The 21833-nt window shown below is 68.4% G+C and carries 21 protein-coding genes and 1 tRNA gene; 10 read left to right on the plus strand and 12 right to left on the minus strand.

Going from position 1 to position 21833, the window contains the following annotated elements:
• Positions 1–61: 61 nt before the first annotated feature.
• Positions 62–138, minus strand: a tRNA-Arg gene (locus tag CWC60_RS04340).
• 248 nt (positions 139–386) lie between these two features.
• Between CWC60_RS04340 and CWC60_RS04345 the strand changes: the two genes are divergently transcribed.
• Together CWC60_RS04345 and CWC60_RS04350 are read left to right on the plus strand one after the other, a co-directional pair.
• Positions 387–1541 (plus strand): hypothetical protein, encoded by a 1155-nt coding sequence (locus CWC60_RS04345; RefSeq protein ID WP_109792779.1) that lies wholly within the window; start codon positions 387–389, stop codon positions 1539–1541.
• Between the two features lie 58 nt (positions 1542–1599).
• Positions 1600–2439 (plus strand): CorA family divalent cation transporter, encoded by an 840-nt coding sequence (locus CWC60_RS04350; RefSeq protein WP_164516358.1) that lies wholly within the window; start codon positions 1600–1602, stop codon positions 2437–2439.
• Here the strand turns inward: CWC60_RS04350 and CWC60_RS04355 are convergent.
• The gene (locus tag CWC60_RS04355; RefSeq protein ID WP_109792781.1) at positions 2436–3449 is read right to left on the minus strand and encodes a glutathione S-transferase C-terminal domain-containing protein; all 1014 of its coding nucleotides are present in this window, start codon (positions 3447–3449) and stop codon (positions 2436–2438) included. The two genes, CWC60_RS04350 and CWC60_RS04355, sit on opposite strands and share 4 nt — an antisense overlap.
• 74 nt (positions 3450–3523) lie before the next feature.
• Between CWC60_RS04355 and CWC60_RS04360 the strand changes: the two genes are divergently transcribed.
• Positions 3524–4537, plus strand: a complete 1014-nt coding sequence (locus CWC60_RS04360; protein WP_109792782.1) for a glutathione S-transferase family protein — start codon at positions 3524–3526, stop codon at positions 4535–4537.
• Here CWC60_RS04360 and CWC60_RS04365 read toward each other — a convergent pair.
• Both CWC60_RS04365 and CWC60_RS04370 read right to left on the minus strand, forming a co-directional pair.
• On the minus strand, positions 4534–4803 hold the full coding sequence (locus CWC60_RS04365; protein WP_109792783.1) for a DUF2312 domain-containing protein: 270 nt from the start codon (positions 4801–4803) through the stop codon (positions 4534–4536). The genes CWC60_RS04360 and CWC60_RS04365 overlap by 4 nt on opposite strands.
• Before the next feature lie 64 nt (positions 4804–4867).
• Positions 4868–5596 carry a sulfite exporter TauE/SafE family protein gene (locus tag CWC60_RS04370; RefSeq protein ID WP_109792784.1) on the minus strand — a complete coding sequence of 243 codons (729 nt, stop codon included), beginning with the start codon at positions 5594–5596 and terminating at the stop codon, positions 4868–4870.
• 25 nt (positions 5597–5621) lie between these two features.
• Here CWC60_RS04370 and hemH point away from each other — a divergent pair, with 25 nt between their 5' ends.
• Positions 5622–6710: a ferrochelatase gene (gene hemH / locus CWC60_RS04375; RefSeq protein ID WP_206419761.1), complete on the plus strand. Its 1089-nt coding sequence runs from the start codon at positions 5622–5624 to the stop codon at positions 6708–6710.
• On the opposite strand, the gene CWC60_RS04380 is transcribed toward hemH, so the two are convergent.
• On the minus strand, positions 6707–8188 hold the full coding sequence (locus tag CWC60_RS04380; RefSeq protein WP_109792785.1) for a M81 family metallopeptidase: 1482 nt from the start codon (positions 8186–8188) through the stop codon (positions 6707–6709). The genes hemH and CWC60_RS04380 overlap by 4 nt on opposite strands.
• A 95-nt stretch (positions 8189–8283) precedes the next feature.
• Positions 8284–9012 (minus strand): Bax inhibitor-1/YccA family protein, encoded by a 729-nt coding sequence (locus CWC60_RS04385; RefSeq protein ID WP_109792786.1) that lies wholly within the window; start codon positions 9010–9012, stop codon positions 8284–8286.
• Between the two features lie 108 nt (positions 9013–9120).
• Here CWC60_RS04385 and CWC60_RS04390 point away from each other — a divergent pair, with 108 nt between their 5' ends.
• Positions 9121–9624 (plus strand): MaoC family dehydratase, encoded by a 504-nt coding sequence (locus tag CWC60_RS04390; RefSeq protein ID WP_109792787.1) that lies wholly within the window; start codon positions 9121–9123, stop codon positions 9622–9624.
• Positions 9625–9634: 10 nt separating this feature from the next.
• Here CWC60_RS04390 and CWC60_RS04395 read toward each other — a convergent pair whose 3' ends face one another.
• Genes CWC60_RS04395 through mutS form a run of 3 tightly spaced genes read right to left on the minus strand, consistent with a single transcriptional unit; the run spans position 9635 to position 13577 of the window.
• Positions 9635–10192: a VUT family protein gene (locus CWC60_RS04395; RefSeq protein WP_109792800.1), complete on the minus strand. Its 558-nt coding sequence runs from the start codon at positions 10190–10192 to the stop codon at positions 9635–9637.
• A 33-nt stretch (positions 10193–10225) separates the two neighbouring features.
• Positions 10226–10945, minus strand: a complete 720-nt coding sequence (gene queC / locus CWC60_RS04400; protein WP_109792788.1) for a 7-cyano-7-deazaguanine synthase QueC — start codon at positions 10943–10945, stop codon at positions 10226–10228.
• On the minus strand, positions 10932–13577 hold the full coding sequence (gene mutS, locus CWC60_RS04405) for a DNA mismatch repair protein MutS (protein WP_206419762.1): 2646 nt from the start codon (positions 13575–13577) through the stop codon (positions 10932–10934). Before mutS ends, queC begins: the two co-directional genes overlap by 14 nt.
• Positions 13578–13651: 74 nt before the next feature.
• Between mutS and nudC the strand changes: the two genes are divergently transcribed.
• The 3 genes from nudC to CWC60_RS04420 all read left to right on the plus strand — a co-directional run bounded on the left by nudC (position 13652) and on the right by CWC60_RS04420 (position 17057).
• Entirely contained in the window at positions 13652–14584 is a 933-nt protein-coding gene (nudC, locus tag CWC60_RS04410; RefSeq protein ID WP_109792789.1) for an NAD(+) diphosphatase, read from the plus strand.
• A gap of 144 nt (positions 14585–14728) precedes the next feature.
• Positions 14729–16012 carry an ArgE/DapE family deacylase gene (locus tag CWC60_RS04415; RefSeq protein ID WP_109792790.1) on the plus strand — a complete coding sequence of 428 codons (1284 nt, stop codon included), beginning with the start codon at positions 14729–14731 and terminating at the stop codon, positions 16010–16012.
• Positions 16013–16223: 211 nt separating this feature from the next.
• Positions 16224–17057, plus strand: a complete 834-nt coding sequence (locus CWC60_RS04420) for an SDR family NAD(P)-dependent oxidoreductase (RefSeq protein ID WP_109792791.1) — start codon at positions 16224–16226, stop codon at positions 17055–17057.
• 13 nt (positions 17058–17070) lie between these two features.
• Here the strand turns inward: CWC60_RS04420 and CWC60_RS04425 are convergent, their stop codons facing one another.
• On the minus strand, positions 17071–17640 hold the full coding sequence (locus tag CWC60_RS04425; protein WP_277422312.1) for a UbiX family flavin prenyltransferase: 570 nt from the start codon (positions 17638–17640) through the stop codon (positions 17071–17073).
• 10 nt (positions 17641–17650) lie between these two features.
• Entirely contained in the window at positions 17651–19030 is a 1380-nt protein-coding gene (locus CWC60_RS04430) for an FAD-binding oxidoreductase (RefSeq protein ID WP_109792792.1), read from the minus strand.
• A 98-nt stretch (positions 19031–19128) separates the two neighbouring features.
• Here CWC60_RS04430 and CWC60_RS04435 point away from each other — a divergent pair, with 98 nt between their 5' ends.
• Complete coding sequence (locus CWC60_RS04435) at positions 19129–19611, plus strand: DUF2244 domain-containing protein (RefSeq protein ID WP_109792793.1); 483 nt, start codon at positions 19129–19131, stop codon at positions 19609–19611.
• Positions 19612–19730: 119 nt separating this feature from the next.
• Here the strand turns inward: CWC60_RS04435 and CWC60_RS04440 are convergent, their stop codons facing one another.
• Complete coding sequence (locus CWC60_RS04440) at positions 19731–20969, minus strand: NADH:flavin oxidoreductase/NADH oxidase family protein (RefSeq protein WP_109792794.1); 1239 nt, start codon at positions 20967–20969, stop codon at positions 19731–19733.
• Between the two features lie 255 nt (positions 20970–21224).
• On the opposite strand from CWC60_RS04440, the gene CWC60_RS24250 reads away from it, so the two are divergent.
• Positions 21225–21821, plus strand: a complete 597-nt coding sequence (locus CWC60_RS24250) for a peptidoglycan-binding domain-containing protein (protein WP_164516359.1) — start codon at positions 21225–21227, stop codon at positions 21819–21821.
• Positions 21822–21833: the final 12 nt, after the last annotated feature.

Genomic DNA, 21833 nt, shown 5'->3' on the forward strand with positions numbered 1-21833 from the left:
CGCCATGACGATTCGAAGCGCCATCAGCGGCGCCCCATTGCGTCGGCGATTGTAGAATGAATGGCGCGCCGGGGAGGATTCGAACCCCCGACCCCCAGATTCGTAGTCTGGTGCTCTATCCAGCTGAGCTACCGGCGCCTGGGCCGTGTTGGCCGTGCGCCCGGACGCTGCCCGGGCGAGGCCGGACCTATACGCGATGCCTTTCCCCTTGGCAAGCGCGCTTTTGAAAGCTATGCCCCTTAGCCAACAAGGGTTTCTTGTGGCCTCTCGACGCCTCCGGTAACATCTGGGGTGATTCGCAGTACGGTCAAGTGTGGGTGGTGTTTCGATACCGAGATGGTCGACAAAGCCTTAGCGAAACGACAGTGATAGGCGGACAGACACGAATGTTGATGACCGGCCTGCGGGCCCTCGCATTGGGCGGTGCGATCGCGATCGCGGGCTGCTCGTCCGACGACATCTGGCCCAGCCTTGCCGGATCCGGCGATCAATCCACCGCAGCCAAGCCGGCGCGCGCGACGCAGCCGACCGCTACACCCATCGTGGCTCCCGCGGGGACGACGGCGGTGGGCCAGCCGGCTCTCGGCGACGGCGTCTTCAGGGCGCCCGGCACCTCGCCGCTCACGGACACCGGCACGGTCGTGGGCGCCAAGGTGAACCAGCTCGCCCGGGAACTCGCGGAACTCCAGACCCGCCTCAACCAGCGCAACGCGCGGCTGCAGCAGATCCGCCAGTCCACGATCGACAACGCCCGCGACTATCACGGCTCGGTCGGCGCCATCGAGGCGCGGCTGCAGGTCGGCACCACGCCCGGCAATCCCGAGCTGATCGCGCAGTGGAACCAGGCGCAGGACCAGCTCGATCAGGTAAGCCGCGACATCGCCGAGATGAATCAGCTCGCCAACGACGTGGCCTCCGATTCCAGCCTCGCCGCCTTCCTGCTCGAATCGGCCCGCGCCACCTACGGCATCTCCGGCGCCGTCGATCAGGATCACCAGAATCTCTCGGTGCTGGAGGACGACATCAACAAGACGCAGGTTGTCGTCGACCGCCTGCTGAACGAGATCTCGGAGGACGTGAGCCGCCAGACCGCCTATGTCGGCAACGAGCGGCGCAATCTCAGCGCCCTCGCCCTGGCGATCAAGAACGGCGAGCTCTACGGCGCCAGCCTCGCCTCCCGCGCCTACCTGCCGTCCAACGCGGCGCTCAACGCGCGCAACGTCACCCCGCAGCCGGCAACCGGCCGGCCCCTGGTGGTGATCCGCTTCGACCGCCAGAACGTGCAGTACCAGCAGGCGCTCTATACCGCCGTCAGCCGGGCCCTGGACCAGCAACCCTCGGCCAATTTCGATCTGGTCGCGGTTTCGCCCAGCCAGGGCTCGCCCGCCGACGTGGCGCTGTCGCGCTCGACGGCGCGCAAGCGGGCCGACGAGGTGCTCCAGGTCCTGACCGGCATGGGCCTGCCCGCCGACCGGATCGCCCTGGCGTCGACCACCAATGCCGGCGCCCGGGCGCCCGAGGTCCATATCTACGTCCGCTGATCTGCCGGGGACCGCCACTGGCGGCTCCGGCCGCGAACCGGTCTGGCGGCATCATCTGATGCGCGAGGGCGAACGCCCCGACCTCGCTCTCGCGGCGTATGACGGTGATGCGGCGAAGGCGGTGCTCGTCGCCGACGCGGAGCCCCGCTTCCACCGTTTCGCCGGGGCGGACGTGCTGGTTCTCAGGGGCATCAATCTCAACACCGGCGACCGCCCCGAAGACATGGTCTCGCTGCGGATCCTGATCGCCAATGGCCGCGTCGAGACCCTGGCGCGCCGCCCCGTCCGCGCCGTCGAAGCGACCCAAAGCTATGCCGCCGCCCATCCGGAAGCGCGCGCGGGCGAGATCGTGCTGCACCTGATCGAGAGCCTCGTCGCCCGGCTGAACGACAACGTGGACGAACTCTCGGACAAGCTGGACGAACTCGAGGACCGCATCGAGTCTCCCGGTCCCAATCCGGAACCCCAGCACCTGGCGCGGCTCCGGCGGCGGGCCATCTGGCTGCACCGCTTCTGCCATCCCCAGGCGCGGGCGCTGGACGACGCCGCCGCCGCCCATCCCGAATGGCTGGACCGCGCCGGCCGTGTGCGGCTGAACGAACAGCGCCACGCCATGGCCCGGATCGTCGCCGACCTCGCGGTACTGCGCGACCACAGCCGCATCCTGCAGGAACGCTCCGATCAGGAACTCAGGGAGCGGGCCCGCCGGACCTCATTCGCACTGACCCTGATCGCGGGCGTGTTCCTGCCCCTCAACCTGGTGGGCGCGCTGTTCGGCGCCAATGTCGGCGGCATCCCCTTCGCCGACGATCCGCTGGGGTTCTGGTATCTGCTGGGCAGCCTGCTGGCGCTGGTCGCGGTGGAACTCGCGCTGCTCCGCTGGCTGCGCTGGATCTAATCCGTCAGCAACGCGAGACAGCCTGTCTCGTCCAGAAGCGGATCCAGCCGCCCGCGGTCCCCCGGCGAGAGCCGCGCCAGCAGGGATTTCAGCCGCGTATAGCACTTCGCCTGATAACGGAACGGCGTCTGGGCGTAAGGCTTGCCGAAGATCTCCAGGCGGATCTCCTCCGCGCCATCCTCGATGCCGCGCAGATTGGCGGCAAGGAAGGGCAGATAGGCCTCGCCGCAGAGGCGGAGCAGTCCCGTCACGGCTTCGGGCAGCGGCGCGTCGGCGTCCATCCACTCGCCTTCCAGACCGGACAGGTCGTCGACGTGGCGGGTCCAGTGCAACACCGTCGGCGCCTCGCGCCGGATCGTGGCCCGGCCCGTGGGATCGTCCGACAGGGTCTTGAGTTGCCCGAAAAGGCCGAAATCGCCGAGCGACGGCCGCCCGCCGAACAGGAAGGAACGGTAGCCGAGCCGCGTCTCCAGCGCGCGCAGCAGGCGATGGAAGCTTTCCTCGATCACCGGCTTGTTCTCGTCGGTACAGCCCACCAGCGCCATGCGCCCGACCTGACGGTCGCGGATCCAGTCGGCGAACTGACGCCGCTTCTCCGCCGCGCCCTCGCCGGAGGGCGTGTTGTCGCAGGCGATCCAGAAAGCCGCGTATTCGCGGTCGTCTTCGTAGTGCCAGCGATAATGGAACATGGCCTTGGTCAGCCACTCGTCGGCCATGTCCTCGATCAGATCCGACAGGAACCGCTGGACCGGATCGGCCGGCAGGATCGAACGCGCGGTCTCCAGTTCCTCGAGTTCGTACGCCATGGGCGTGGAATCGAGGCGCCAGACGCCGTCCTGCGGAAATTTCATCATCGGGATCAGCCGCGGCTTCACGTTCGCGGTCTCGGGGTCATTGCCCGGGGTCTGCTGAATCCAGATATGGTGAATGCGCCGATAGCGCAGGATGGCTCTCATCTTCATGGAATAGGGCGATCCGTTCTGCCCCATGATCCGGTATGCGTCGCTCACGCTGTCCCTCCCCGGCCGCACTGTTATAGTCGTTCGATCACTCAAACTAGCAGGAATGGAGCGGCCGCAAAGCCATGCCGGAGACGTATCGTATATTCGGTTCCGAACTCTCGCCCTACTCGGTCAAGATCAGGTCCTGGTTCCGCTACAAGGGCCTGCCGCACGTCTGGACGCCGCGGACCGAGGCCAACATGGCCGAGTTCGAGAAATACGCCGCGCTGCCGCTGATCCCGCTGGTGGTGACCCCCGAGGACGAGGGGATGCAGGATTCCACGCCGATCATCGAGTCGCTGGAGAAGCGCCACCCGCAGCCGCCGACCGATCCGGCGGACCCCAGGCTGAGGTTCCTCTCCCGCCTGATCGAGGAATATGCGGACGAATGGGGCAACAAGCCGATGTTCCATTACCGCTGGGCCTTCGCCGCGGACGCGGAGAGCACCGGGCTGCGCATTGCCCGGCAGATGCTGGGCGACGACGCCGGCGACGAAGCAGTCAGGAACCGGGCCGTGGCCATCGTGGAACGGATGATGCCGCGGCGGAGCTTCGTCGGCTCCTCGGCGGAGACGGCCGGCGAGATCGAGGCCTCGCTGGAATCGCAGCTCCAGTTCCTGGAGGCGCGCCTGGACGGCCGCGACTTCCTGATGGGTTCGCGGCCCTGCCTGGGCGATTTCGGACTGTTCTCCCAGCTCTACGAAGCCTCGACCGACCCGACCGCGGGGTCGCTCATGCGCGACATCGCGCCGGGGACGCTGAAATGGATCGAGCGGATGCTGGACCCGACCGACGCCGGCGAGTGGGAAAGCTACGAGCAGACGGCGGAGGGCCTGCGGCCGCTGCTGGAGCGCGAGATCGGCGGACGGTTCCTGCCCTGGAGCGACGCCAATGCCGAAGCGCTGGCCCGCGGCGACAACGTGCTGGAGGTGGAACTGCCGAAAGGCCCCTTCCGCCAGCAGCCGCAGAAGTACCACGCGCGTTCGCTGAAGGTGCTGAAGGACAGATATGCGGCGGTCGCCGGCGACAGGGCTCTCGACGGCCTGCTGGCGGACACCGGCTGCCTGGACTGGCTCAGGAAACCGATGCCTTCCTAGTCCTGGTCCCGCTCGGCCTCGTGGTGGGCGGTCATGCCGAGCGCCGATTTGTAGAGCTCCAGAACCGCTTCCTGTTCCTGGCGGTCGCCGTTCTCCATCTTCCGCAGCCGCACAACCTGGCGCATGATCTTGGTGTCGAAGCCGTGGGCCTTGGCTTCGGCGTAGACCTCGCGGATATCCTGGCCCATCGCGGCCTTTTCCTCCTCCAGGCGCTCGATGCGTTCGATCAACTGGCGCAACTGATCCGCGGCGATGACGTCGCTCATGACTGGTTCCCCGATGGCTGGACGATTTGCAGGCGGCGGACATTAGCGAGGCAGCGGACGGCGCTCAACCGAGAAGTCCGTAAAGCGCGATGGCCGACAGGAAAACCATGGCGACGCGGCGGTAGAGCCGCTCCGACGACTGCCGGAACAGCCGGCCGCCCAGCCACGCGCCGGCCAGGTAGGGCGGGCAGAGCAACGCGCCGAGCACGGCGTACTCCGCGATGAACGCGCCGCCCAGCCACAGCGCGAACGGCGTGATCGCCTCCAGGATGGCGAAGTAGACGATGATGTTGGCGCGCACCCGCCGCGCCGGATCGTCGCCGGCCATCATGTAGATCAGCACCGGGGGACCGCCCACGCTGGTCGACGTGAGCAGCGCGCCCGACGCCGCGCCGACGCCGATGGTCACGGGCAGGCGCTTCGGCCCCCGATAGCGCCAGCCGACCGCCAGCACCAGGACGAAGAGCAGCACCAGGCCGGCGACGAACCTGGCGATGATCTCGGGCTCGACCGTGACCAGAGCCCAGATACCGAGAGGCATGCCGACGAGCGCCGCCAGGGTCACCGGACCGACGAAGCGCCACTGCACGTCGGGCAGAGCGCGCGGCACGAGCTGCACGCTGACCGCCACCTCCATCACCGCGATCGCCAGCACCGCCGTCGCCGGGCCGTAGAAATGCGCCAGCAGGGGCGAGAGCACCATGGCCGAGCCGAAGCCGGCGAAGCCCCGCATCAGCCCGGCCATTGCGGCGAAGCCCGCCATGATCCAGAACAGGGCGTCGAACTCGGGCATCCGATTGTCTCCGGCGCGCGTAGGAATGTCCCGGTGGCCCGTCCGGGACGGCAAGGGCGGCAATGTCGATCACGAAAAGGGCGCGATGACGATGGAACGGACGCATATGCCCGAAGGGCATCCGGAGATCAATCAGGGCCGGATCGGCGTCTTGCTGGTCAATCTCGGCACGCCAGACGGCGCGGACGTCCCCTCCGTGCGCCGCTATCTCAGGGAGTTCCTCGGCGATCCGCGGGTGATCGAGGTGCCGCGCGCCATCTGGTTCGTCATCCTCAACCTGTTCATCCTCACCCTCCGCCCGCCGAAGACGGCGCGCGCCTACCGCAAGGTCTGGGTGATCGAAACCGACGAGGGACCGCTGCGCTACCACACCCGGCGGCTGACCGAGGCGCTGGCCGGCCGCTTCGAGGGCGGCCGCGTCGCCGTCGACCACGCCATGCGCTATGGCAATCCGTCGATCCCGGACGTTTTGACACGGCTCAAGGCCGGGGGCTGCGACCGCATCCTGGTGGCGCCGCTCTACCCGCAGTACAGTGCTACGACCACGGCGACCGTCGTCGACAAGGTCGGCGAGGCGCTCCGCGGCATGCGCTGGCAGCCGACCATCCGCGTCGTCCCGCCCTATTACGACGATCCCGCTCATATCGAGGCGCTGGCGAAATCGATCGAGGCGGATTTCGCCGCCCATGGCCGCCCGGATGCGCTGGTCGCCTCCTTTCACGGCCTGCCGAAGGACTATTTCGAGAAGGGCGATCCCTATCACTGCCACTGCGCGAAGACCGCGCGCCTGCTGCGGGAGCGGCTGGGCATGGGGAGCGAGGACTTCCGCCTGACCTTCCAGAGCCGCTTCGGTCCGCGCGAATGGCTGCAGCCCTACACCGACGAGACACTGGCGGCCCTGCCGGCCGAGGGCGCGCGCTCGGTCGCGGCGGTCATGCCGGGCTTTCCCGCCGACTGCGTCGAGACCCTGGAGGAGATCGCCATCGAAGGCCGCAAGACCTTCGAGGACGCCGGCGGCACGGCCTTCCGCACGATCCCCTGCCTCAACGATTCGGACGTCCATGTCGACATGATGGAGACCATCGTGCGCCGCGAACTGGGCGGCTGGCTCTAGCGTTCGTTGATCAGATCGAGCGGGTAGATCGGCCGGCGCACATGCTGGTAGTCGAGCAGACGGTTGTCGGAGGTCGTCACCCCCACCCCGTCCAGCGTCAGCGTCGCCTTCGCCAGCGGCGCGAAGCCCGCGCGGTAGTGGATGCGCGACTTCAGAAGCAGGTACTTCTTGTGCTCGGGCTGGATGCCCACCGAGGTGAAGACGCCGGTGTCCCACGGTTCGTGATGCCGGCTGACGATCACGATCTGCATCCTGCCCGTATCCAGCACCGCGGTCGGTCCCATGCGCACGGTCACGCCGGTGTACATCGGCCCGCGGCAGACCCATTCGCCGTCGGTCAGGGTCTTCACCTTGCCGGTGATCTCCAGCGGCGCGCCCTCCCGGCCGATCGAGGGCATGTCGGTCCTGCCGCCGAGGCTGAGCGTCACCGTGCTGCCGATGCCGGCGCGCTGCATCTCCTGCACCGCCTGCGGGTCGTAGACGGCCGCGACGGCGACGTCCTCCAGCCCCTGGTTCAGCACCTCGGCGATCACCGTCATGACGTCCTGAGTCGCGCCCGAGCCGACATTGTCGGCATGGTCCAGCAGGATGACCGGCCCGTCGTACTCCATCGCCTTCGCCTCGGCGACGGCCTCCTCGAGCGGATGATGCTCGTAGACGAAGTCCGCCCGGCGGGTCCAGGCCGCTTCCAGGATCTCGTCGCGGATTTCCGCGGCCAGCGCCGGATCGTTGTCGGTGACGATGACGACCGATGTGCCCGACTGGGGCATGTCGGCCAGCGCGAAGCCGCCGAACACGGTCGCCGCCAGAACGCCGGGGCGGCGCTCTGCGCCGCGGCACATGGCGATCAGGGTCTTCATCGGCTCGTCGTCCGTGCCCTGGCGCAGCGTCTGGGAGAGCAGCGGCAGGTTGCCCCAGCGCATCACGGGACGGACCTTGCCGTCGAGGGTGTCGAACAGCACGCGGCCGATCTGCTCGCCGACCTCGTGCATGTCGACATGGGGATAGGTCTTGTAGCCGATCAGCGCGGTGCAGTTGTCGACCATGCGGGCGGTCAGGTTGCAGTGCAGGTCGCAGGTCACCGCGATCGGCAGGTCCGGCGCCACCGCGCGGATGCGTTCCAGCAGCAGCCCCTCGCCGTCGAAGTCGTGCTCGGCCACCATGGCGCCGTGCAGGTCGAGCAGCGCCGCATCGCAGCCGTCCTTCACGGCGTCGACGATGGCGCCGGCCATGGTCTCGTAGGCTTCCCGCTGCACCGGCCCGGACGGCATGGCCTCGGCGGCGACGGGGGTGACGATCTCGCAGCCGCGCGCCTTCGCCAGCTCCAGATAGGCGCCGAAGGGCATGGCCGTGCCTTCGTAGTGCGCCCGGGCCTCGTCGCCCAGGAAGCTGCCCCAGCCGGTGAACCGCGCCCAGTCGGTCACCACCGGCGAGAAGGTGTTGGTCTCGTGCTTCATCATGGCGATGACGACGCGCATGGCTGACGGCTCCCCTGTCCTGTCCCGACCATCAGCATAAAGAAAAAGCCCGGTGGCGGACCACCGGGCTTTCCCGTTCGATGCTTTCGCGTCGTCTACTCGTTGCCGCCGCCGAAGAGGTGCAGCAGGAACATGAACATGTTGACGAAGTTCAGGTAGAGCGCGACGGCGTCCATCACCGCCGAGCGGGTGGCCACGTCGCCTTGCATCCGATGCTGGATGTAGGTCGACTTGATGCGCTGGGTGTCGAAGGCGGTCAGACCGGCGAAGATCAGCACGCCCAGAACGGAGATGACGAAGCTCATCATCGTCGATTCCAGGAACATGTTGACCACCATCGCGATGATGATGCCGATCAGGCCCATGATCAGGAAGCTGCCCATGCCCGACAGGTTCTTCTTCGTCGTGTAGCCGTAGAGGCTGAGGCCGCCGAAGGCCGCCGCGGTGATGAAGAAGACGCGCACGATGTCGGCGGACGTGTAGACGAGGAAGATCGTCGACAGCGACAGGCCGAACAGCGCCACGAAGGCCCAGTACATGCCCTGCAGCACCGGCGTCGAGATCTTGTTGAAGGCGAAGTTCATCGCCAGCAGCAGACCCAGCGGCGCGAACATCACGACATAGGCGAGACCGGAGCCGAAGATGGTCTGCATGACCGCCGGCGAACTGGAGGCCAGCATGGCGACCACGGCGCTGACCAGCAGGCCGGACGCCATGTAGTTGTAGACCCCCAGCATGTACTTGCGGAGGCCAGCATCCATCTCCGCCGTCTGCGTCTGCGTCTGCGCGCGACCGGAGTAGCGAGTGTCGGCTTTCAGGGCCATGGGGCCGAAGCTCCTTTGTGCGGGTGTTGATTTCTGTCACAAATATCGGCGCAAACGGCATTTGAATCAAGTTGTCGCAGTGCGAAATCGACCGGGGAGGCCGTTCACATGAGCGTTGAATCAGTCAAGGTCGCAGAGAACCGCCGCCGGGAAAGCTTCGGCCGCTGCTTCGAAGACTTCGAAACGGGCGTGATCTACGAGCACCGGCCCGGCCGCACCGTCTCCGAAAGCGACAACACCTGGTTCACCCTGCTGACCATGAACCAGCACCCGCTGCACTTCGACCATGCCTATGCGGCGAAGACCGAGTTCGGCCGCCCCATCGTCAACTCGGCGCTGACACTCTCGATCGTCACCGGCCTGTCGGTCTCCGACGTCAGCCAGAAGGCGATCGCCAATCTCGGCTGGACCGACATCAGGATGCCGGCGCCGGTGTTCCACGGCGACACGCTGACCGCCGAATCCGAAGTGCTGGAGAAGCGCGAGAGCGCCTCGCGCCCGACCCAGGGAATCGTCACGGTCGAGACCCGCGGCTTCAAGCAGGATGGCACGCTGGTGATCAGCTACCGCCGCACCGTGCTGGTGCCGAAGCGCGGCCACGAGGTGGAATAGAGTCGCGGCGTCAGGCGGCCTCGATGTCCAGCTTCTCGTCGCGGCGGCGCAGCAGATGGACGAAGGGGATGGCGATCAGCACCATCCACGCCTTGCCGAGAACCTGGCCCAGCAGATAGTCCTGATTGCCGAAGGCAACCTGCAGGAAGATCACGCTGTCGATGACCAGGCCGACAAGGGAACTGGCCACCACGGCCAGAATCAGCCCGCGCTTCTGCAGCGGCGTATAGACGGCGAGATCGGCGGCCTCGGAAATGAAGAAGGCCAGCGCCGAGGCCACGACCAGCGCCGGCGGCGCGAAGACGGCCGAGAGCGCCGCGCCGGCGACGACGGCGCCGAAGGCCCAGCCGACGCCGAGACGGCGCTGCACCATGTCCCGCAGCACCAGCGCCAGGCCGATCATCAGCACGCCGCTCGGCGCCTCCACGCCCGGCGCCACGGGGATCAGGCACGGCCCGTTCGGCACGCAGACCGTGCCCACATTGCCGATCAGCCAGTTGGCGGCGGGAATGCAGAGTCCGAAGGCGGCGAGAAACACATATCCCTCGATCCGGCGGCGGTTTTCCATGACGGCGGTCTCGTTCAACTCAAATGCGGCGGTTCACGCCCGGTCGGCGGCGCCTCGATACTCCCGATAGCCCCTGCGGCGCAAGTCGCAGGCCGGGCAGCCGCCGCAGCCCATTCCCCAGTCGTGGCGGGTTTCCGCGTCGCCCAGATAGCAGCTCAGGGTCCGCTCCCGGACCACCTCCACCAGCATCCGCCCGCCGAGATCCTCGGCCAGCCGCCAGGTGCCGGCCTTGGTCAGCCACATCAGCGGCGTTTCCAGCACGAAACGCCGGTCCATGCCGAGATTGAGCGCAAGCTGCATGGCCTTGATCGTGTCGTCGCGGCAGTCGGGATAGCCCGAGTAGTCCGTCTCGCACATGCCGCCGACGATGCGGCGCAGATCCCGGCGATACGCCACCGCCGCGGCGAAGCTGAAGAAGATCAGGTTGCGCCCCGGCACGAAGGTCGTCGGCAGGCCGTCGTCGCGCAGGGCGATCCCGCTTTCGCGGGTCAGCGCCGTCTCCGAGATCTCGCCCAGGACGCCCAGGTCGACCATGTGGTCTTCGCCAAGCCGGCGCTCGCCCTCCGGCATCGCCACGGCCACGCCATTGCGCACGTCGCGCCGGACGTCCAGTTCGGCGCGGTGACGCTGACCGTAGTCGAAGCCCACCGTCTCCACCCGGCCGAAGCGCGCCAGCGCCCAGGCCAGGCAGACCGCCGAATCCTGCCCGCCGGAGAACAGCACCAGCGCGCCTTCGTCGTTATCCGTTTTCATTCGCCAGTCCCTTCAGACGGTACAGCGCGTCCAGCGCCTCCCGGGGGCTCATGTCGTCGGGCAGGATCTCCGCCAGCGCCTGTTCCACCGCCGACGGCCCGGCGGGCTGCGGCGTTTCCGGCTGGGCGGCCATGGCCGCGAACAGCGGCAGGTCGTCGGCGATGGCGACCGCCTTGCGCCCCTGCCCCGATTCCTCGAGGCGCTTCAGCACCGCCTCTGCGCGGCGCACGACCGCCGGCGGCAGGCCGGCCAGCTTCGCCACCTGGACGCCATAGCTGCGATCGGCTGCGCCCGGAATCACCTGGTGGAGGAACTGGACCGTGCCCTGCCACTCCATCACCCGCATGGTGCGGCAGGTGACCTGCTCCAGCTTCTCCGCCAGCGCCGTCAGTTCGTGATAATGCGTGGCGAACAGCCCGCGGCTGCGGTTGGTTTCGTGCAGCCCCTCGACGGTCGCCCAGGCGATGGCGAGGCCGTCATAGGTCGCCGTGCCGCGGCCGATCTCGTCCAGGATAACCAGGGAGCGCTCGCCGGCCTGGTTCAGGATCGCCGCCGTCTCGACCATCTCCACCATGAAGGTGGAGCGCCCGCGCGCCAGATCGTCGGCGGCGCCGACACGGCTGAACAGCCGGTCCACCGCGCCGATGCGGGCCGAAGCGGCGGGCACGAAGCCGCCCATCTGGGCCAGGATGGCGATCAGCGCGTTCTGGCGCAGGAAGGTCGACTTGCCCGCCATGTTGGGGCCGGTCATCAGCCAGAGCCGTCCGGTTTCGGGGCCGAGATCGCAGTCGTTCGGCTGGAACCCGCCGGCCTGCTCGCCCGCAGCCAGCGCCTCCACAACCGGATGCCGTCCGCCCTCGACGCGGAATTCCAGGCTCCGATCGACCGTCGGGCGGACATAGCCGGCCGTCCGCGCCAGCTCGGCGAGGGCCGCGGCGACGTCCAGCCGCGCCAGCGCCTGCGCAGCCCTGGCGAGTTTCCGGCTTTCCGCCAGCACCTTGTCCGACAGTTCGGCGAAATGCCGCCCCTCCAGCGCCTGCGCCCGGTCGCCGGCGGAACGGATGCGCCCCTCCAGTTCGCCCAGCTCGGTCGTGGTGTAGCGCATGGCCTGGGCCATGGACTGGCGGTGTATGAAGCTGTCGTCCATGCGCTCGGCATGGCGCTGCGGGATCTCGACGAAATATCCGAGAACGTTGTTGTGGCGTACCTTCAGCGCGTTCACACCGGTCCGATCGACGTATTTCTTCTGCAGCGCGGCGATGTGCTGTCGGCCCTCGTCGCGCAGCGTCCGGATCTCGTCCAGCGCCGCGTCGTAACCTTCACGGATGAAGCCGCCGTCGCGGGCGAGCAGCGGCGGATCATCGTCCAGCGCCGCGGTGAGCGCGTCGGCCAGGGCGCCGTGCCCCTCCAGGGCCGCGGCCTCGGCCAGGATGCCCGCCGGCCCGGCCTTGCCGAGCAGGCCGCGCGCATGGCCGCAGGCTTCCAGCGCGTCGCGGATGGCGGCGAGATCGCGCGGACCGCCGCGGCCGAGCCCGAGGCGGGAAAGCGCGCGTTCGATATCCGGCGCGCGGCGGATGGCCTCCCGGAAGTCGTCGCGCAGGCGGTCAGCGTCATGGAAGAACTGCACCATGTCCAACCGGGCGTCGATCGCCTCCGGGTCGGTCAGCGGGCCAGCGAGGTCGGCGGCGAGCCGCCGCCCGCCGGCGCCGGTGACGGTGCGGTCGATGACCGACAGCAGGCTGCCGCGCCGTTCGCCCGAGAGCGTCTCCACCAGTTCCAGATTGCGCCGCGTCGCCTGGTCCAGCCCCATGGCCGCGCCGGGTTCCTCGCGCTGTGGCGGTCCGAGCGGCGGCAGCTTGCCCTTCTGGGTCAGTTCCACATAGTCGACCACCGCGCCCAGCGCGGCGATCTCGGCCCGGCCGAAGGAGCCGAAGCCGTCCAGCGCGCCGACCGCGAAGACCGCTTTCAGCCGCTTCTCGGCGGAGGTGCTGTCGAACCTTGCCGCAGGCAGAACGGTCAGCGCCTGATCCCAGCCGGCCAGCGGTCCCTCCGGCCCGAGCCGTTCCAGCAGGTTGTCGGCCACCAGGATTTCGCCCGGGCCGAGACGCGCCAGATCGGCGCCCAGTTGGGCCTCCCCGCTCGCGCTCGCGATCAGTTCGCCGGTCGACATGTCCAGCCAGGCGAGGCCGATCTGCCCGCCCGAGCGCGCGACGGCCAGCAGGTAGTTGTTGCGCCTGGCGTCAAGCAGGGCGTCCTCGGTCAGCGTGCCCGCAGTGACGAGGCGAACCACGTCGCGCTTCACCACCGACTTGGCGCCGCGCTTCTTCGCCTCCGCGGGGTCCTCGACCTGCTCGCAGACCGCGACGCGGTGACCGTCGCGAATCAGCCGCGCCAGATACTGGTCGGCAGAGTGCACCGGCACGCCGCACATGGGGATATCGTCGCCCAGGTGCTTGCCGCGTTTGGTCAGCGCGATATCCAGGCTCGCGGCGGCCTTCTTCGCGTCGTCGAAGAACAGCTCGTAGAAATCGCCCATGCGGTAGAACAGCAGGGAATCCGGGTGCGCCTCCTTGATCTCGAGGTACTGCGCCATCATCGGTGTGACTTCGCCCGCCGCCATGCCGGGGAACATAGACGATTCTCGAAGCCCCGGAATGCCCATTCCGGCGTTGCCGGCCCCGGCCCTCCGTGCCAATCTCCGCCGCCATGACGATCGAATATGATGACCCCATAGTCTTCTCGGGCGCGCCGCTGGACCGCGCCGAGAACCGCCGCAAGGACGGCGACTGGCTTGGCGAACGGATCATGGATCCGGAAAGCCGCTTCCTGCCGATGTCGCGTCTCCGCGCCCTGATCGACCTGGACGGCGGCGCCGAAATCGGCTGGCGTTCGCCGCTGGAAGCGATCGACCTGCTGGAGAACGCGCGCCCCATTCTGCTGGGCGAGCGCGACGGCCGCGCCCACTTCGCCATCGAGGCCGACACGCGCAGGACGCCGGGCGACGCCGCCTGGAACAAGCGCGGCAAGTTCATCGACGTGCGCTCTGTGGCGCCCAGCCTGCCGACCGGTGAGGCGGCGATCCTGGCGCAGGCCCGCTCGATGATCGACTGGCACCAGCGCCACGGCTTCTGCGCCGTCTGCGGCCAGCCGTCAGAGATGCGGGACGCCGGCTACATGCGCCAGTGCAGCGACGAGGCGTGCAACGCCCAGCATTTTCCCCGCACCGACCCCGTGACCATCATGCTGGTCTTCCATGGCGACAACTGTCTGCTGGGCCGCCAGCCGCGTTTCCCCGAGGGCTCATACTCGGCTCTGGCCGGTTTCATGGAGCCCGGCGAATCGATCGAGGAATGCGTCCGCCGCGAGATCTGGGAGGAAGCCGACATCCGGGTCGGCAAGGTCCGCTATGTCGCCTCGCAGCCCTGGCCCTTCCCCTCCAGCCTGATGATCGGCTGCTTCGCCGAAGCGGAAACCACCGCGATCAAGATCGACCCGAACGAGCTGGAAGACGCGAAGTGGTTCAGCCGCGACCAGGTCCGGGAGATGATCGAGAACTGCGATTCGAACGAAGGGCTGCGCATGCCGCCCCGGCTGTCGCTGGCGCACCAGCTTGCGCGCCGCTGGCTGGCGGGGGTGTAGGGCTGTTTGAAAGTTGTCATGCCCGCCCCAGTGCGGGCATCCGGACCGACGACATGGGCTGGCCGTCTCGGTGTAGCCGACAACGCCGCAGACCGGATCCCCGCACAAGGCGGGGATGACAAGCAGGATGGAGGACGAAAGGCAATGGTCGAAGCGGCGCTTAAGGAACGCATACTGGCGGAGGTCGAACAGGGCTTCGACGCGCAGGTGAAGTTCACCCAGGACCTCGTCCGCTTCCCCTCCCAGCGCGGCCAGGAGCACACGGCGCAGGACTTCCTCTACCGCGCCTTCGCCGAGCGGGACCTGGCCATGGACCGCTGGTCCATCGACGTGGGCGAGATCGAGGATCATCCGGGCTTCTCGCCGGTCACCGTCTCCTACGACAATGCGGTCAACGTCGTCGGCGCCTGGCGCCCGAAGTCGGAGAAGGGGCGCTCGCTGATCCTCAACGGCCATGTCGACGTGGTGCCCGTCGGTCCGCTCGACATGTGGACGACGCCGCCCTACGAGCCGCGGATCGAGGGCGACTGGCTCTACGGCCGCGGTTCCGGCGACATGAAGGCGGGCATCGCCGCCAACCTCTTCGCCTTCGACGCGCTCCGCCGCGCGGGGGTCGAGCCGGCGTCGACGGTCTACATGCAGTCGGTGACCGAAGAGGAGTGCACCGGCAACGGCGCGCTGTCCTGCCTGGTGCGCGGCTATCACGCCGACGCCGTCCTGATCACCGAACCGACCCACGACCAGCTCGTCCGCGCCAATGTCGGGGTGCTCTGGTTCCAGGTGGAGGTGCGCGGCCGGCCTGCCCATGTCTACGAATCCACCGTCGGCTCCAACGCCATCATCGCAGCCTACAAGCTGATCCAGGCGCTGAAGGAACTCGAGGCGGAAATGAACGCGGAAAAGGGCGATCACCCCCATTTCGAGGACGCCACGCACCCGATCACCATCAATATCGGCAAGATCGCCGGCGGCGACTGGGCCTCGTCGGTGCCCGCCTGGTGCCGCTTCGACGTGCGCGCCGGCATCTATCCCGGCACCTCGGTCGAGGAGGCGAAGCGTCGCCTGGAAGGCGCCATCCGCGGCGCGGCGCTGGACGACCCGTTCCTCTCCAATCATCCGCCGAGCTTGACCTATAACGGCTTCGCCGCGGAAGGCTATGCGCTGCCGCCCGGCTCCGACGCGGAAGCCTGCCTGGCCGACGCGCACCGGCAGGTCCGGGCGGCCGAACTGGGCGACGCCACCATGCCCGCCTATCTCGATGCCCGCGTGGCCATGCTCTACGACGACACCCCGGCGCTGGTCTACGGGCCGAAATCCGAGCACATCCATGGCTTCGACGAGCGGGTCAGCCTGAAGTCCACGCTCGACGTGACCAAGACCGTGGCCCTGTTCGTCGCCGACTGGTGCGGGGTGGAAGGTACGTCGTGAGAAAGTTCCTCGCCAAAGGCTCGGTGTACTTTCTCACGGAAGGTTCAGGCAGCGTCGCCGCAAGGGCGGCCTTGCGGCGACGCTGAAGTCAGAACGACAAGTCGCCGCCGCGACGAGCCGCCTCGAGCGACGGCGACGCAACGCCATCCGAAGAAAAGTACACTGAGCGAAGCGAAGGACTTTTCTTCGATATGCCTTGGGGGAGGATGAAATGGGTAGTCTGGACGGCAAGGTGGCGCTGGTCACCGGCGCGGGGCGCGGCATCGGCCGCGCCGTGGCGCTGAAACTGGCGGCCGAGGGCGCTGCGGTCTTCGTCAACGATCTGGACGCCGAGCCCATGGGCGAGGTGATGCACGAGATCAGGGAGCAGGGCGGCCGCGCCGCGGGGCTGGCGGGCTCGGTGACCGCCGCCGGCATGGCCGACGATCTGGTCCAGGGCGCGCTGCAGTCGCTCGGCGGACTCGACATCATCGTCAACAACGCCGGCTATATCTGGAACACCACGATCCAGAACCACACCGACGAGCAGATCCAGGCGATGCTGGACGTCCATGCGGCGGCGCCGATGAAGGTGCTGCGCGCCGCCGCGCCGCACTTCCGCGAACGTCACCGCGCCGAGCAGGCCGAAGGCCGGACCGTCACGCGCAAGGTGGTCAACATTTCCTCCATCGCGGCGTATTACGGCATGGCCGGCGGCGTCTCCTACGCCGCGGGCAAGGGCGCGGCGATCGGCATCACCACGGCGATGGCCCGCGAATGGGGCCGCTACAACGTCACGGTCAACGCCATCGCCTTCGGCCTCATCGACACGCGGCTGACCCAGCGGTTCGAGGCCGGCCAGCAGGCGTCGATCAAGGTCGGCGACAAGGACCACAAGGTCGGGTTTCCCGAAGCCATGACCGACGATCTGGTCCGCCAGATCCCGCTGGGCCGCATGGGCACGCCGGAGGACGCCGCCGGCGGGGTCTACCTGCTCTGCACGCCGGAGAGCGACTACATCTCCGGACAGATCCTGGTGGTCGGCGGCGGGCTGACGACGGGCTGAGCCGGGGTCGTCCTCAACCGTCCTTCCAGCGCTTCACCAGCGCGTTCTCGATGTCGAAGAGGTCGAGCACCCGGCCGATCGTGTGATCGATCATGTCGTCCAGGCTCTGCGGCTTCGCATAGAAGGCGGGCACGGGCGGCATGATGATGGCGCCGGATTCGGAGGCCTGGGCCATCATCCTGAGATGTCCGGTGTGCAGCGGCGTCTCCCGGACCAGCAGCACCAGCCGCCGGCGCTCCTTGAGCACCACGTCGGCGGCGCGGGTCAGCAGGTTCGAGGTGGCGCAGGTCGCGACTTCAGACAACGTCCGGATCGAGCAGGGCGCCACCACCATGCCGGCGGTGCGGTAGCTGCCCGAGGCGATGGCGGCGCCGATATCGCCCACCGGATAGGCGACGTCCGCCAGCCTGCGGACCTGCTCGGCCGTCCGGTCGGTCTCGTAGGCGATGGTCATGGCCGCCGCGCGGCTCATCACCAGATGCGATTCGACCGGCGTCCCGCGCAGGGCCTCCAGCAGCCGGATGCCGTAGACCGCGCCCGAGGCGCCCGACATGCCGACGATGAGGCGAACGGGCGCGTTCAAGGGTTCAGACCTAGAAGATCTTGCCCGGGTTCATGATGTTCTGCGGGTCGAGCGCCTTCTTGATCTCCCGCATCACCGCCACCGCGTCGCCGTGCTCGGCAACCAGGAACTTCATCTTGCCGGTGCCGACGCCGTGTTCGCCGGTACAGGTGCCGCCCATGGCCAGCGCGCGCATGACCATGCGGTCGTTGACCTGCTCGGCGCGGCGGAAGCCTTCCTCGTCGCCCTCCTCGAAGACGAAGGCGAGGTGGAAGTTGCCGTCGCCGACATGGCCGACGATGGGCGCGGTGAGCTCGTTCTCGACGATGTCCTTCTTGGTCTCCAGGATGCACTCGGCCAGGCGCGAGATCGGCACGCAGACGTCCGTCGCCCAGATGGAGGCGTTCTTCTTCAGCGACTTGGCAGCGTAGGCGGCGTCGTGGCGCGCCTGCCAGAGGCGGTTGCGGTCCTCGGGCCTTGTGGTCCACTGGAAATCGGCGCCGCCGAAATCCTCGCAGATCGCGCCGACCGTCTCGGCCTGTTCCTTCACGCCCGTCTCCGAGCCGTGGAACTCCAGGAACAGCGTCGGCTGGACCGGATAGTCATAGCCGGAATAGCGGTTGACCGCGTCCATCTGCACCTCGTCCAGCAGCTCGATGCGCGCGATCGGCACGCCGGCCTGGATGGTGGTGATGACCGTGTTCACCGCGGCCTCGAGATCGGGGAAGGAAACCACCGCCGAACTCATCGCCTCCGGAATGCCGAAGAGACGGAGCGTGATCTCCGTGATGATGCCCAGCGTGCCCTCGGAGCCGACCATCAGCCGGGTCAGGTCGTAGCCCGCGGCTGACTTCCGCGCCCGGCGGTTGGTCTTGATGATCCTCCCGTCGGCCATGACCACCGTCAGCGCCAGCACGTTCTCGCGCATGGTGCCGTAGCGCACGGCGTTGGTGCCCGAGGCCCGGGTCGCGGTCATGCCGCCGATCGAGGCGTCGGCGCCCGGGTCGATGGGGAAGAACAGCCCGGTGTCGCGCAGGTATTCGTTCAGCGCCTTGCGGGTGACGCCCGCCTGCACGGTGCAGTCCAGGTCCTCGGCATTGACCTCGAGGACCTCATTCATCTGCGACATGTCGATGGTGACGCCGCCGTCGGCGGGGATGACGTGGCCCTCCAGCGAGGTGCCGACGCCATAGGGAATGATCGGCGCGCCGTGGCGGGCGCAGATCTTCACGATCTCCGCGACTTCCTCGGTCGCATGCGCGAAGCAGACGGCGTCCGGGAGGGCGGCGTGGTGATAGCTCTCGTCATGGCCATGATGCTCGCGCACCGCCGCGGCGGTGCTGACCCGGTCGCCCAGCAGCGCCTTCAGCTCCTCGACGACGCCCGCGATCTTCTCCGCCGGCAGGCCCATGGGACGATCCTCCGATTGCCTTGGTTCTGCGCCGACAATAGGTGTCGGGCCGCTTTTCCGCAATTGCGCGCGCCGTGGCGGCGACTAAATTGACCTCAATGAACGAGTCCGCCCCAGAACACGATTTCGTCCTGCGTCCGCACCGCTCGCTGGGCCCTCGGGGCTTCCTGGTGGTGATGGCCCTGATCGGCGGGGTGAGCTTCACCGCCGGCACGATCTTCATGGTCAAGGGCGCCTGGCCCGTGATGGGCTTCTTCGGTCTCGACGTGCTGCTGGTCTGGTTCGCCTTCCGCATGAGCTACCGCGCGGCGCGCCAGCGCGAGCGCGTGGTGATCGACAACGGCACGCTGACGGTGATGCGCCGCCGCCCCGACGGGCGGGTGCAGAGCTGGAGCTTCCCGTCCTACTGGTCCAGGACGGACATGGAGACCGACACCGCCGGCGGGCGGAAGCTCTATGTCGGCAGCCACGGCCGCCGGGTCCGGATCGGCGCCTTCCTCCCCCAGACCGAACTGGTCGAGTTCCGCCACACGCTGGACGACGCGCTGCAGCTCTCCCGCGCCGCGAAGCCCTTCGCCTGAAACGATCATGCGTTCGGTGTCATGCCCGCCATCGTGCGGGCATCCGGTTATCCGGATGACTCGCGAAGCCGCTCCGGACCCCCGCACGGAGGCGGGGGTGACACGTTGAGCCGGCGCAGTCAGGCGGCGGGGCGGGCCATGCGCTGCGCCGTCGCCTCCTCGTTGGCGACATAGGCCCTGATCGCCTCCTCGCCGGTCATGGCCGTGTCGGGATCGAGCCCGTCGCCATGGCGGATCAGGTTGAGCGCGAACCAGCCCATGCCGGCCTTGGGCGGGCGGATCTCCCGCTCCCAGGCGCCGACGCTCTCGGCCCCGGCCAGCAGTCGGTCGGGCGCGTCGGTTTCCACGCACATGGGCCGGCCCAGGCCGATCATGTCCAGCGCGCCCGACGCCAGCGCCTGCTCCATCGAGGCGCGGCTGCGGAAGCCACCGGTGACCATCAGCGGCAGCTTCGTCACCGCGCGGATCTGCTCGGCGTATTCCATGAAATAGGCCTCGCGCTTCACCGTGCTCTCGGCCACCGATTTCCCCTCGCTGGTCTTCGAGCCCATCATCGACGGCTCCTCGTAATTGCCGCCGGAGATCTCCAGGTGATCCAGGCCGGCCTGTTCCAGCCACTGCACCACCTGCAGGCACTCGTCATTGTCGAAGCCGCCCTGCTGGAAGTCCGACGAGTTCAGCTTTGCCCCGATGGGGAAAGCAGGGCCGCAGGCGGCGCGGATGGCGCGCACGATCTCCAGCAGCAGCCGCGCCCGGTTCTCCAGACTGCCGCCCCATCTGTCGGTGCGCCGGTTGACCAGCGGGGTGAGGAACTGGCTCAGCAGATAGCCGTGCGCCGCATGCACCTGAACGCCGGAAAAGCCCGTGTCCTGCGCCACCTTCGCCGCATGGGCGAAGCGGGCGATGACGTCGTCGACCTCGTCGGCGGTCAGCGCGCGCGGCGGCGCGAAGGCGCTCTCGGGCAGGTTCAGCTTCACGGCGGACGGCGCCACCGGCTGCTCGCAGACCCGGCGCGGCGTCTGCCGGCCCGGATGGTTGAGCTGCATCCACAGCTGCGTGCCGTTGGCCGTCCCCGCCTCGGCGTAGGCGCGGAGCCGGGCCAGCGCCTGCGCGTCCTGCGGGCCGTCGATGACCACATTGCCCGGCCGCTCCAGATAGCGCCGGTCGACCTGGACATTGCCGGTGACCACCAGCCCCGCGCCGCCCTCGGCCCAGCGGCGGTAGAGGCGGACATGACGCTCGGTGGCGCGGTGCTCGGGGTCGGCCAGACCCTCGGTCAGCGGCGCCTTGCCGAAGCGGTTCTTGATGACGGCCCCGCAGGGCAGGGTGAGCGGGCTGGCCAGCGTGACGGCGTTCATCTGTCGGAAATCCTCCCCAGGACATTGCGGCCCGATCAAGCCGGGCGGAGAAGCCGAGGTCAAGTGGAGAGGGAGAACGCCGTACCATTGCAGCGCGAAAAACCCGGCACGCTTAAGGTCGGGCCGGTATAAATACCCCTGTCATGCGCGATGCCCAGCCAGGGAGCATGACAGATGCCGGCCATCCCGACCCCGCCGAGGCCCACCTTCACCCGCCCTTTTCGCCCCGCTCACTGGGTTTCGGCGAAGACGCCGATGCGGGATGGCGACATCGTGGGCGCGCAGCGGGCGCTGGCGGATCTGGGTCATTACCGGCCCTGGCCGGATCTCGGCTTCCAGCCGGTCGCCGAGCGGCGGCTGTTCCAGGGGCTGAAGGCGTTCCAGAAGTCGAAGGGTCTGGAGCCGGACGGCGTGATGGACCCGGCGGGCCCGACGGTGCAGGCGCTGGACGCGGCGCGGCATGCGAAGGCGACGGCCGGCGCGAAGCGGCCGGCGCGGGACCTGCTGGGCCGGGGCGCCAACCTGCCGCTCGATCTGCCGGTCGGCGAGGGCGGCGCCAACCGCGAGGCGGACGTGAAGGCGGCCAAGGCGGCGCTGGGTCTGCTGGGCTACTACCCGCCCGAGAAGGCGCGCCGTCCCGACGGTCGGACGGGCACCGCCGACGGCCATGATTTCGAGTTCGGCCTGGGCGCCTTCCAGCGCCGCTTCGGGCTCGAGGCCGACCGGCGGATGGACCCGTTCGGGCCGACCCAGGCGAAGCTGGACGAGCTGCTGCAGCCGGCCCTCGACCGCGCCTTCGGCTTCGACATCGAGAACCCCGCATCCATCCCCGCGCGGCTGAACCGCTGCTGATCTCCGCCGACC

It is taken from the genome of Minwuia thermotolerans (genome assembly GCF_002924445.1).
Classification (GTDB): domain Bacteria; phylum Pseudomonadota; class Alphaproteobacteria; order Minwuiales; family Minwuiaceae; genus Minwuia; species Minwuia thermotolerans.

Bases quoted from the DNA above. Each gene is read 5' to 3' on its own strand.
- CWC60_RS04345 (WP_109792779.1), top strand. From the start codon at position 387: ATGTTGATGACCGGCCTGCGGGCCCTCGCATTGGGCGGTGCGATCGCG.
- CWC60_RS04350 (WP_164516358.1), top strand. From the start codon at position 1,600: ATGCGCGAGGGCGAACGCCCCGACCTCGCTCTCGCGGCGTATGACGGT.
- CWC60_RS04360 (WP_109792782.1), top strand. From the start codon at position 3,524: ATGCCGGAGACGTATCGTATATTCGGTTCCGAACTCTCGCCCTACTCG.
- CWC60_RS04365 (WP_109792783.1), bottom strand. From the start codon at position 4,803: ATGAGCGACGTCATCGCCGCGGATCAGTTGCGCCAGTTGATCGAACGC.
- CWC60_RS04370 (WP_109792784.1), bottom strand. From the start codon at position 5,596: ATGCCCGAGTTCGACGCCCTGTTCTGGATCATGGCGGGCTTCGCCGCA.
- hemH (WP_206419761.1), top strand. From the start codon at position 5,622: ATGTCCCGGTGGCCCGTCCGGGACGGCAAGGGCGGCAATGTCGATCAC.
- CWC60_RS04380 (WP_109792785.1), bottom strand. From the start codon at position 8,188: ATGCGCGTCGTCATCGCCATGATGAAGCACGAGACCAACACCTTCTCG.
- CWC60_RS04385 (WP_109792786.1), bottom strand. From the start codon at position 9,012: ATGGCCCTGAAAGCCGACACTCGCTACTCCGGTCGCGCGCAGACGCAG.
- CWC60_RS04390 (WP_109792787.1), top strand. From the start codon at position 9,121: ATGAGCGTTGAATCAGTCAAGGTCGCAGAGAACCGCCGCCGGGAAAGC.
- CWC60_RS04395 (WP_109792800.1), bottom strand. From the start codon at position 10,192: ATGGAAAACCGCCGCCGGATCGAGGGATATGTGTTTCTCGCCGCCTTC.
- queC (WP_109792788.1), bottom strand. From the start codon at position 10,945: ATGAAAACGGATAACGACGAAGGCGCGCTGGTGCTGTTCTCCGGCGGG.
- mutS (WP_206419762.1), bottom strand. From the start codon at position 13,577: ATGTTCCCCGGCATGGCGGCGGGCGAAGTCACACCGATGATGGCGCAG.
- nudC (WP_109792789.1), top strand. From the start codon at position 13,652: ATGACGATCGAATATGATGACCCCATAGTCTTCTCGGGCGCGCCGCTG.
- CWC60_RS04415 (WP_109792790.1), top strand. From the start codon at position 14,729: ATGGTCGAAGCGGCGCTTAAGGAACGCATACTGGCGGAGGTCGAACAG.
- CWC60_RS04420 (WP_109792791.1), top strand. From the start codon at position 16,224: ATGGGTAGTCTGGACGGCAAGGTGGCGCTGGTCACCGGCGCGGGGCGC.
- CWC60_RS04430 (WP_109792792.1), bottom strand. From the start codon at position 19,030: ATGGGCCTGCCGGCGGAGAAGATCGCGGGCGTCGTCGAGGAGCTGAAG.
- CWC60_RS04435 (WP_109792793.1), top strand. From the start codon at position 19,129: ATGAACGAGTCCGCCCCAGAACACGATTTCGTCCTGCGTCCGCACCGC.
- CWC60_RS04440 (WP_109792794.1), bottom strand. From the start codon at position 20,969: ATGAACGCCGTCACGCTGGCCAGCCCGCTCACCCTGCCCTGCGGGGCC.
- CWC60_RS24250 (WP_164516359.1), top strand. From the start codon at position 21,225: ATGCGGGATGGCGACATCGTGGGCGCGCAGCGGGCGCTGGCGGATCTG.